Genomic DNA, 10,277 nt, shown 5'->3' with positions numbered 1-10,277 from the left:
CGCCGTCAGGTTCGCGACCGCAGGTGCACTTCTGAAGTTTCGCTCGAGCACCACCCGGCGTTCGGCGCCCGGTTCGGCAAGATCGGCGATGAAGGTGGGGTCGGCGCCGCGGAAAGCGAACACTGCTTGATCCGGGTCCCCGGCCACGACGGTGGATTCGGTGCTGCTGCCGACGAGGCGAATCAGCTGCGCCGCTTGAGGATCCAGATGTTGGGCGTCGTCGACGACAAGATGTCTGATGCGCGCACGCTCAGCGTGCAGGAGATCGGGGTCGGTGGCGAACGCCATCAACGCGCTCCCGATCAATTCGGCAGCGTCGAGGCCGGGCGCCGACGCACCGGCGGCCTCGACGCCGACCGTGCCGCGCAGCAGCATTGCCTGCTCGTAGCGACTTGCGAACTTCCCGACCGCCACCCATTCGGGACGCGAGTGCGCGCGCCCGAGTTTGACGAGATCCTCCGGTCCGATTCCCCGCTCGGCGGCGCGCAGCATCAGGTCTCGCACCGCCGTGGCGAAGCCGGTCATTCCGAGAGCCGGCCGCAGACGATCCGGCCAATCGGGTGCGCCGTCCTCGATATCGCCGCGCAGCATTTCACGAACGACGGCGTCCTGTTCGGCTCCGGTCAGCAGCCGCGGTGGCGGATTCCCGTAGATGGCTGCCTGCAGACGCAGCACCGCGAAAGCATAGGAGTGCACAGTTCGAACGAGCGGTTCACGTGTGGCGCGCATCGCGTGCTCCCCCGCGAAGAGACCGCCGGTGATCTGCTCACGCATTGCCGTCGCTGCGCGCTTCGACTGCGTGAGGACGAGTACGGACTCGGGATCACCCGTGACGATTCTCGACACCGCGTAGTCGGCGACCAGCGAGGACTTCCCAGTCCCCGGGCCACCGATGACCTGCCACGGCCTCCAGGCTGCAGCTCCGACTGCTGCCGCCGTGACCGCGTCCGTGTCGGCAGCCAACAGACGGGCCGCCGACCCGTCCCAGGTGCGGCGGCGTGCAGGCACCTTCGGGGCGCGCACGAGCGTGGCTGCACCGCCATGCTTTCCGCCCGTCGTGCTGCCCACGGAGCCGCCTGAGATCATGGAACGATTGCATCACGGCCCACCGACAGAGTCGGTCTCGGCGTCATCAGAGCTGATGCGATCGAGGCACAGTAGGAGTTGGCACCGAGGGAGTTCGCGCCGTGGGAGCTGGACTGTGGAGCTGGCACCGTTTCTGCAAAGCTTGGCCATCCGCTCGCGTCGTAGCCGGGGTGCTGGGTCGGCAAAAAGGGTGCTGGGTCGGCACAAGGGGTGGCCAGGTTGCTTCACCGTCCATGGAACCCGTCCCCGATCGCGCTGGTGCCGACTTAAGGCATAGTTGAACCGTGCCAGAACTGAACTTTCACACGTACGGCCCCGCCGATGGCCCCGAGATACTTGCCGTTCACGGGATGACGGGGCACGGTGCCCGCTGGGCCCACCTCGCGGAAGACCATCTACCCGAAGCTCGCGTCCTCGCCCCCGACCTGATCGGCCACGGCCGGTCGCCGTGGGTACCGCCATGGGGTATCGCCGCGCAGGTCGAGGGACTCCGGTCGCTGCTGGAGAACAATGCCCGCGGCCCGGTCCTCGTGGTCGGTCACTCGTATGGCGGTGCGATTGCAGTACACCTCGCCGTCCAGCATCCTGAACTGGTTCGCGGACTCGTTCTTCTCGATCCCGCGATCGAGCTGGACGCTGCCGACTTGCTCGAGGTCGCCGGGTTGACGGCGAAGTTCCCCGACTACACCGACGCTGCCGAAGCGAAATCCGAAAAACTCAACGGCGCATGGGCGGACGTTCCGACGGCTCTGCTGGAACGAGAAGTCGACGATCATCTGATCGACGCCGACAACGGACGCGTCAGCTGGCGAATCTCGACCCCCGCAGTCGTCGCTTCCTGGGGAGAAATGGCTCACCCTCTCGTCGTCCCGCCCGCGGGAACACCGACGATTCTGGTGCAGGCCATGCGCGTTCAGCCGCCCTATGTCAGCGAGGAATTCAAGACTGCGCTGCAGGATCGCCTCGGAGACAAACTGAAAGTCGTCGAACTCGATTGCGACCACATGGTCGCCCAGGCCAAGCCGGCAGAGGTCGCCGAACTGGTGCGTGAGCTGCTGTAGATGGCGCCGATCACGGAAGGACAGGTCGACCGGGTCCGTGAGCTCGTCGCATCGATACCGGCGGGACGGGTGAGTACATACGGTGACATTGCGTCCGCGGGTGGGCTGTCGAGTCCGCGCATCGTCGGGTGGATCATGCGCACCGACTCGGCCGACCTACCCTGGCATCGGGTTCTGTCTGCGAGCGGGAAGCCGGCCGCCCACCTGGCGACGCGTCAGCTCGAACGGCTCGCGAGCGAGGGCGTCCCCCACCACGACGGACGCGTCGACCTTGCTGCGGTGCGGTTTTCCTTCGACGACGATCACACCACCAGTTCCGCCGGTTCGACGGGATGACCTTCCCCCGCAGCACCGGAGGAGGTTTCCGCCAGTATCCGTACAGCCCTGCCGAGTTCGCCGGAAGGGCGCGTGAACGGCACCCTGAGCTTGTCGTCGAATGCGTATCCGGTGCCGAATCGGGTGCCGGCGGCCAGGAGCAGATTGCGCGACGCGGCGCGACGCACCACGTCCTGCGTGCTCGTTCCGTCCGGCAGTGAACACCACAGCGACAGTCCCCCGTCGGGAATCCTGAAGTCCCAGTCGGGAAGTTCGGCACGCATATGCGAGACGAGCAGATCCCGCTGACCCAACAACCATGTCCGGCGAGCGGTGAGAATGTCGTCGAACGAGTCCAACAGATGCACAGCGGTTGCCTGCTCGAGTATCGAGACCGAGAGCTGCCTGCGGGCGTAGGTCCGTGCCATTCGCGACACGAGCTCGACGTCGGAGCGCACCCAGCCGACTCGAAGTCCTCCCCACACCGTCTTGCTCAACGATCCGATCGAGATGGTCGGCGTTCCGGGAGTCGGTACACCGAAGGGCTCGTACGATGCCGAGCCGTCGAGCACGAGGTCGGCGGCCACCTCGTCGACGATCGTCACGATCCCGTGCCTCGCCATCGTCGCGGACAGTCGCCGTCGGCCATTCTCGCTCAGTCGAGCGCCGGATGGATTGGAGAAGTCGGGCATCAGATATGCCAACGTCGGAGCGTTCTGGCGCGCGGCACGATCCGCGTCGTCGACGAAGGCATCGGGGTCGGCTGCGTCGATGGGAACGGGAACCGACACAGCACCGACACTGTCCAGCACCTCGACCGCGCCAGGGTAGGTCGGATGCTCGATGAGAACGCGATTTCCCGGGCGTGCAAAGGTCTCGAACACCAGGTGAGCCGCATCACCCGCGCCCGCCGTGACGATGATCTGATCCGGCGAGGTAGGAAGGCCGCGCACTGTGTAGCGGGCCGCGATCGCCGTCCGCAGGGCCTGAGTTCCGGTCGGGGCATAGCCGTGCCCGGGTAGAACCGAATCGAGCGCGCCGATCGCCCCGGCGAAGGCGTCGGGAAGAAACGGCGATGCCTCGGGGGCGGCGTTGACGAAATCCAGGACGCCGGCCGAGGGCGGGAGCATCATCGTTCCCCAGGATGTCTCCTCGGCCGGACTCGCGACGAATGTTCCAGCGCCGTGTACCGCCTCTGCCCAACCCTTTTCACGCAACTCCCGGTACGCAGACGTGACGGTGACACGGCTGACGCCCAGAGCCTGCGACAGCGCGCGTTCGGGCGGAAGTCGGCTTCCGGTACCGATGGAACCGTCAGCGATGACGCGCCGAAGACCGTCGGCGATTCCGCGGTACAGCGGTTGCCCATCGACCTCGATCACCCCCACCAGCTTCGCCAGAGTCTTCGCATCGAACACAGCTGCATCGAACACAGCGGTTTGCTTCCGATCGATCGTCATCAGACCACTTTGCCACAGAGGACTGGCATTGTCCGACCAATCGCAGTCCAATATTGACACATGTTGATCACAGGACTGCTCCTAGCACTCGGAATAGCCTCACTGGCACGGCTTCCCTTCATCGTCCGGGGAGGCGGCAGGTGCGGGCTCGACGGCCCTCCACGCAGCCGTCGTGTACCGGACTGAACTCGCCCACTAACCTGGTGAGGTATGAACCTCGGACAGTTCGATCCTCGCCCCACCGCGAAGTACGCGCTGTCGAAGGCAAGTCCATTCGTGGCAGCCGCAGGCCTGGTCGTCGACGAAGTGTCCGGAACCCGCGTGGTCGGCCACATCGAGCTGTCCGAACAGCACTTCACACCGTGGGGCGTCGTGCACGGCGGCGTCTACACCACGGCAGTCGAATCGGCGGCAAGTATCGGCGCTAGCGAGGCGGTCAAGGACCGCGGCGAATTCGCTGTCGGCGTCCACAACGCGACGGACTTCTTGCGAGCGAGCAAGGGTGGACGAGTCGAGGTGATTGCGGAACCGTTGCAGCAGGGGCGCGTTCAGCAGCTGTGGCTCGTGACCGTGACCGCGGGGGACAGCGGGAAAACAATTGCTCGGGGTCAGGTCCGCCTGCAGAACATACCGCTTCCGACGTGATCGAGCACTCGCCGGACTTCACGGTCGATGCGGTGATCCTGGCCGGCGGCTCTGCCCGCCGAATGGGTGGGATGGACAAGCCCGCACTGACGGTAGGCCGAATCAGTCTCGTACAGAGAGCAATCGACGCAGCCGCGCGATCTCGACACATCGTCGTAGTCGGACCGCATCGCCCGGAGTTGTCATCGGACATCGTTCAGACTCGCGAGGCGCCTGCCGGAGCCGGCCCCGTCGCCGCGATCGCTGCAGGGTTGGCGGCCATGCCCGATTCCGACGCAGCAATCGTCCTCGTTCTTGCCGCAGATCTCCCCTTCGTCGACGGCAAAGCAGTGGAATCGCTGCTCATGCAGTTGAAGTCGCATTCTGCGGTGTTCGCCCAGGACGACACCGGACGGACCCAGTATCTGTTCGGGGCGTGGCGCGCAGACGATCTGAGTCGAAGGCTCGCCGCCGTGCCCGACACATCCGATCTCGCGATGAGGTCGATCCTCCCGGACGATCACGCGGTGACCACGATCGAATCCGTCGGCGACTGCGACACTGTCGCCGACCTCGAGCTCGCCAGGGAACTTCTCGCGGCCCGCTCCCCCGACGAACCCGTACCAACCGCAGAACAGGCACGCGAATTGATTCGCGAACGGATTCGCCCACTCTCTCCGAGGGCCGTCGCACCCGACGCGGCACTCGGTTCGACACTGAGCGAGCCACTCGTCGCGGTCGAGCCGCTTCCGCCGGTGGATATTTCGGCAATGGACGGCTATGCCGTGTGTGGCGAAGCGCCATGGACGATACGTGCGGAGGTGGCCTACGCAGGCACCTACGGACACGACGGACTCGCTCCCGGTGATGCGCTCCGGATAGCAACCGGCGCTCAGGTCCCCGCAGGAGCGACCTCCGTGATTCGCGACGAGCACGTCAGCCGCGACGGGCGTCGATTGATCCGACGCGGCGGTTCACCCGTTCGAGACGACACCCGAAGAGCAGGCGAGGACTGGGCCGCCGGCACCGAACTGGTCGCCCCCGGAACACACGTAAGCCCCGCAGTAGCGTCCGTCGCACTCAGCGCAGAGGTCGAGAACCTCACCGTACGCGGTCCCGTTCTCGCTCGAATTGCATTGAGCGGAAACGAAATTCGATCAGACGGAGTGCTAGAACCCGGCCAGACCAGAGACAGCATCGGTTCGGTGCTACCGACCTACCTTGCCTTCTGTGGGATAGACGTGCTCGACACCGTCCATCTACAGGATTCCCCGACCGCGTTCGAGAACCTCCTCCAGCAGCCGAGCGCGGCACACGTCGTGATCATCGTCGGCGCGACGGGTGGCGGCGCAGCCGATCAACTTCGGCGCTCGCTCGCCCGCGCCGATGCCGACATCGTCGTGCACCGCACGCGCGTGCGTCCCGGAGGTTCGCAGATCACAGCGGTACTACCTAACGGAATCGTCGTGCTCGGTCTCCCCGGAAACCCTCTGGCAGCGATCAGCACGGTGATGCTGACCGCACCGGCCGTGGTCGACGCGTTGACCGCGCGAACCACACCGCCTCCGGTACTCGGATACCTGGCCGATGATTCTGCCGCTGAGCCGACCGGCCGTATCGTGCCGGTCAGACGTGACGGCGCACTGTGGCGCGCCCAACGCGATCTTCGCACCGCGCATCTACTCGATCTCGTCTTTCATGATGCGCTGGCACTGATTTCGGCCGACCACACACCCGGGGCGCCGGTGGAGCTGCTGCTACTGCCTCGCTGAGTGCGCGTGCTCCGCGACCGCGTGTGCACCATCTCGAAAACGTGCGGCCACCAAGTCCACGACGTCCGGGTGCAACCCGATCGGCTCGGCGACGCCATCGCTGCCCGCGTCGGCCAGGCGTGTGTGAAACAGTCCGCGCGCGAGAAGATACGATGCAATGAACACCCGCTCGTGACCGTCCCGGCGGAGGGCATCGACCGCATCCGGAACCGACGGCCGAGCTGTCGCCGCGTATCCGATACCGACCCGCGAACCGGTGAGGTCGGCGAGCATTGCCGCAGCGCGCCGGTTTTCGAGCAATGCACGTTCGTCCGACGATCCCGCCGCGGCGAAGACGATGGCGTCGCCCGACGTCCACCCGGCGCGCGCCAAACGCTCCACCATCACACGCGCGAACACAGGATCCGGACCCAGTGCCCGCGTCACCGTCGTCGCCGGATGCTGGCTGGCTATCACTTCCCGCGGGACGTCTGTGTGCACGTGATAACCCGATGCGAGGAACGCGGGAACCACGACGGCCGGCCCGGATAGTTCGCGCAGCACCTCGGCGGGCGACGGCCCGAGGACGTCGACGAACGCGACGCGCGTCGTTCCCACCCGGGCACTGACAGCTTCGGCGAGCGCCGCGATCATTTCCACGCCTCGCGGGTTTCGCGTGCCGTGCGCGACAAGAACAAGAGTCGGCTCGGCGGCAATCCACTTCTTCGTCATGTCAGTACTTGCTCCCTTCGCAATCGCCGACCGGTGCGAACACCGTGGCACCGACCTCCGCCTCGTCGCACTCCTCGGCCGCATCCGTCGGTTCGACAGCAAGTCGATAGCCTCGCTTGACCACGGTCTGCACCACCTTCGGCGCGCCGAGCGAGGAACGCAACCTCGTCATTGCCGTCTCCACAGCATGCGTGTCGTCGCCGCCGCCTGGCAAGGCACCGAGAAGGTCTTCGCGCGAGACGACGCGACCGGGTCGACTGGCAAGAGTCTTGACGAGCGCCATCCCCGCCGGTGACACCGCACGCACCTCACCGTCGACGACGACGCATCGACTGCGGACGCTGACAGCGTGCCCGCCCGCGTTCATCGGCCGCGACCTGCGGGGAAGCTCCTCGGCAATGTGCCGCGCCAATGCTCCGAGCCGCGCGCGCGCAGGTTGGGTGGTGGGGACCTTCAACTGTTCGAGCGGCGCGGCGGTCACCGGTCCGACACACACGGGAAGTACTCGTGTGCGCATCGACTGCAACAGAGGCTCCAACACGCCGTTCTCGTCGGCTCGCATGAGGAGCGACGCTACCGCCGGTGCGCTCGTGAAGCTGATCGCGTCGAGATCTCCCACGACAACGGCTTCGATCATGCGGTCCATCGGAGCTCCGTCGTCCGGCGCCGTCCAGCGGTACACCGGCACGGGAACCACCTCGGCACCTGCATGTCGGAGGACCTCGCAGAAGTCCGGAACGGGCTCCCATTCCGTTGTTGCACCGTGCAATTGGACAGCGATACGCGTTCCTTCCACACCTTCGGCAAGTAGATGTTCGAGTACCTCGGCCGAGGATTCGGACGCAGGACTCCATTCCTCCCGCAGGTCGGCGGCACGTATGGCACCCTTCGCCTTCGGGCCACGAGCAAGCAGCCGCGACGACGCCAGTGCCCGGCCCAACGCCTCCGCCTGACCCCAACCGTCGGCTGCCTCGATCCAGCCACGAAAGCCGATACCCGTTGTGGCAACGGTAATCTGGGGTGGATCGGCGATGATCGCGGCGGTGACCCGTTCCAACTCGGCATCGTCGGCCAACGGAATGATACGAATTGCAGGCGCGTGCATCACCGTTGCGCCGCGTCGCTCGAGCAGTGTCGCGAATTCATCCGCTCGACGCGACGCTGTTATCCCGACAGTGAACCCCGCCAGAGGTTCCCCGGATGTGTGGGTCACGTCGTGGACCCCGGTTTCGGCTCGGCGGTGTACTTCATGGTGTTGCGCCGCGCACGTAGACGACTCCGTCGACCAACTCGGTCTCGAACGATCCGAGACCGACGGTGTCGTCGTCCAGGCATCGACCGTCGACAAGTGAAAACACCTGCTTGAGCAACGGCGAAGCAACGGTGGGCTCACCGCCGCGATCGCCGACGATCCCCCGCGACATCACTGCGGCTCGACCGAACGGATCGATGTTTCCGACTGCGAACAGAGCTCCCCCGGGAAGCAGGAACAATGCCGCCTGAGTTCCACCGCGAAGGAGCACGCCGACGCCCCGGCCGGGGACCAAGGATTCCAAGGTGCATGCGGCTGTCCACTCACGGGCTGTGTGCGTGGCGTTCGACTGGGCGGTGGTGTTTGTCCGGTTATCGATAACAGTCATCGTGGACCTCCTGGTGCTATTGCACGTTGCCGATGTTTCTTCGTCGTTAAGTGGTCATTACCCGGGTGTGCACATGCGCGCGATTTCGCGATCGAGCCGGTTCGGGAGCCTCAGGCGCCGATTTTCGGCATCCCCATGAGAACCGGAACCTTGCGCTCGCCGCTGTCGTCGAACGCGATCGTCGGGTCGGGTTCGCCCGGGGCATTGACGAACGATACGAACCTGCCCAGCTTTTCCTCGTCTTCGAGCACGCCGGCCCATTCGTCCTTGTACCCGGCCACGTGCCGATCCATGTCGGCTTCCAGCTCGGCACCGATGCCGAGACTGTCGTCGCAGACGACGGCCTTGAGGTGCTCGAGGCCACCGTCGAGAGAGTCGAGCCACGGCGCCGTACGTTGCAGGCGGTCCGCAGTCCGCACGTAGAACATCAGGTAGCGGTCGATGTAGCTGACGAGCGTTGTGTCGTCCAAATTGGATGCGAGCAACTGCGCGTGCTTGGGCGACTGGCCACCGTTACCTCCGACGTACAGGTTCCAACCACCCTCGGTCGCGATGACGCCGACGTCCTTGCCTCGCGCTTCCGCACATTCGCGGGCACACCCTGAGACTCCGAACTTGATCTTGTGCGGCGATCGCAGTCCCCGGTAGCGATTCTCCAAGTCGACAGCCATCCCGACCGAGTCCTGAACGCCGTAGCGGCACCAACTGGAACCGACGCAGCTCTTCACCGTTCTCAGCGACTTGCCGTACGCCTGACCGGATTCCATGCCTGCATCGACGAGCCTCTTCCAGATGGCGGGTAGCTGATCGACGCGTGCGCCGAACATGTCGATTCGTTGTCCGCCAGTGACCTTGGTGTACAGACCGAAATCGCGCGCTACCTCACCGATGACGATGAGTTGCTCCGGAGTGCATTCCCCGCCGGGCATACGCGGGACGACGGAGTACGTTCCGTTCTTCTGAATGTTGGCCAGGAAATGATCGTTGGTGTCCTGCAACGATGCTTGTTCGCCGTCCAGAATGTGATCCGAGGAGGTCGATGCCAGAATCGACGCGACTACCGGCTTGCAGATGTCACAGCCAGTCCCTGTGCCGTACTTGGCAATCAGCGAGGAGAACGTTCTCGTGTTCGTCGCGCGCACGATCTCGAACAATTCTGCCCGAGATTGGCCGAAGTGCTCGCACAGGGCCTTCGACATCACCACTCCCGATGCCGCCAGGAGTTGCTTGATCGACGGAAGGCAGCCACCACACGTCGTTCCGGCGGTGGTGCAGCTCTTGACCGACGCCACATCGCAGGCGCCGTCGGAGATGGCGCCACAGATCGCACCCTTGGTGACGCCGTTGCACGAGCAGATTTCCGCGTCGTCGGGTAGCGCGCCGATACCGACCTGCTCGGCCGCCGGTGAGATCAACGCACCTGGGTCGCCGGGAAGCTCGCGGCCGACCAGGGGCCTGAGCAGTGAGTATGCGGTGGCGTCACCGACGAGAATGCCACCGAGGAGTGTCTTGGCGTCGTCCGAGACGACGAGCTTGGAGTACGTCCCCTTCGGTGCATCGCTGAAGACGACCTCGAGTGCCCCCGGCGTCTCGGCCATCGCGTCACCG

The 10,277-nt window shown here is 65.3% G+C and carries 10 protein-coding genes; 4 read left to right on the top strand and 6 right to left on the bottom strand.

Going from position 1 to position 10,277, the window contains the following annotated elements:
• The coding region (locus A2J03_RS01535) for a UvrD-helicase domain-containing protein (protein WP_156520135.1) at positions 1 to 1,086 on the bottom strand (1,086 nt) is incomplete at its 3' end.
• A gap of 284 nt (positions 1,087 to 1,370) precedes the next feature.
• On the opposite strand from A2J03_RS01535, the gene A2J03_RS01530 reads away from it, so the two are divergent.
• Together A2J03_RS01530 and A2J03_RS01525 are read left to right on the top strand one after the other, a co-directional pair.
• A complete protein-coding gene (locus tag A2J03_RS01530; protein ID WP_068368766.1) occupies positions 1,371 to 2,147 on the top strand; it encodes an alpha/beta fold hydrolase in 777 nt (258 codons plus the stop codon).
• Positions 2,148 to 2,483 (top strand): MGMT family protein, encoded by a 336-nt coding sequence (locus A2J03_RS01525; RefSeq protein ID WP_068368763.1) that lies wholly within the window; start codon positions 2,148 to 2,150, stop codon positions 2,481 to 2,483.
• Here the strand turns inward: A2J03_RS01525 and yczR are convergent.
• Positions 2,450 to 3,922 (bottom strand): MocR-like transcription factor YczR, encoded by a 1,473-nt coding sequence (gene yczR / locus A2J03_RS01520; protein WP_068368758.1) that lies wholly within the window; start codon positions 3,920 to 3,922, stop codon positions 2,450 to 2,452. The genes A2J03_RS01525 and yczR overlap by 34 nt on opposite strands.
• A gap of 210 nt (positions 3,923 to 4,132) precedes the next feature.
• Between yczR and A2J03_RS01515 the strand changes: the two genes are divergently transcribed.
• Together A2J03_RS01515 and A2J03_RS01510 are read left to right on the top strand one after the other, a co-directional pair.
• Positions 4,133 to 4,567, top strand: a complete 435-nt coding sequence (locus A2J03_RS01515) for a PaaI family thioesterase (protein ID WP_068368755.1) — start codon at positions 4,133 to 4,135, stop codon at positions 4,565 to 4,567.
• Positions 4,564 to 6,318, top strand: coding sequence for an NTP transferase domain-containing protein (locus A2J03_RS01510; protein ID WP_269455168.1), 1,755 nt, complete (start codon positions 4,564 to 4,566; stop codon positions 6,316 to 6,318). The genes A2J03_RS01515 and A2J03_RS01510 overlap by 4 nt, the downstream gene beginning before the upstream one ends.
• Here A2J03_RS01510 and A2J03_RS01505 read toward each other — a convergent pair.
• The 4 genes from A2J03_RS01505 to nirB form a co-directional block, all read right to left on the bottom strand.
• A complete protein-coding gene (locus A2J03_RS01505) occupies positions 6,304 to 7,029 on the bottom strand; it encodes a sirohydrochlorin chelatase (protein WP_082897518.1) in 726 nt (241 codons plus the stop codon). The two genes, A2J03_RS01510 and A2J03_RS01505, sit on opposite strands and share 15 nt — an antisense overlap.
• Position 7,030: 1 nt before the next feature.
• The gene (locus A2J03_RS01500) at positions 7,031 to 8,242 is read right to left on the bottom strand and encodes a uroporphyrinogen-III synthase (protein WP_068368752.1); all 1,212 of its coding nucleotides are present in this window, start codon (positions 8,240 to 8,242) and stop codon (positions 7,031 to 7,033) included.
• Between the two features lie 34 nt (positions 8,243 to 8,276).
• Positions 8,277 to 8,669 carry a nitrite reductase small subunit NirD gene (nirD, locus tag A2J03_RS01495; protein WP_068368749.1) on the bottom strand — a complete coding sequence of 131 codons (393 nt, stop codon included), beginning with the start codon at positions 8,667 to 8,669 and terminating at the stop codon, positions 8,277 to 8,279.
• Positions 8,670 to 8,779: 110 nt separating this feature from the next.
• Positions 8,780 to 10,277 (bottom strand): nitrite reductase large subunit NirB (gene nirB, locus A2J03_RS01490; protein WP_197480555.1); only part of this gene is annotated, 1,498 nt, incomplete at its 5' end.

The organism is Rhodococcus sp. EPR-157, from assembly GCF_001647195.1.
GTDB lineage: Bacteria > Actinomycetota > Actinomycetes > Mycobacteriales > Mycobacteriaceae > Rhodococcoides.
This window is presented reverse-complemented; position numbering and strand designations above follow the sequence as displayed.

Bases quoted from the DNA above. Each gene is read 5' to 3' on its own strand.
- A2J03_RS01525 (WP_068368763.1), top strand. From the start codon at position 2,148: ATGGCGCCGATCACGGAAGGACAGGTCGACCGGGTCCGTGAGCTCGTC.
- yczR (WP_068368758.1), bottom strand. From the start codon at position 3,922: ATGACGATCGATCGGAAGCAAACCGCTGTGTTCGATGCAGCTGTGTTC.
- A2J03_RS01515 (WP_068368755.1), top strand. From the start codon at position 4,133: ATGAACCTCGGACAGTTCGATCCTCGCCCCACCGCGAAGTACGCGCTG.
- A2J03_RS01505 (WP_082897518.1), bottom strand. From the start codon at position 7,029: ATGACGAAGAAGTGGATTGCCGCCGAGCCGACTCTTGTTCTTGTCGCG.
- nirD (WP_068368749.1), bottom strand. From the start codon at position 8,669: ATGACTGTTATCGATAACCGGACAAACACCACCGCCCAGTCGAACGCC.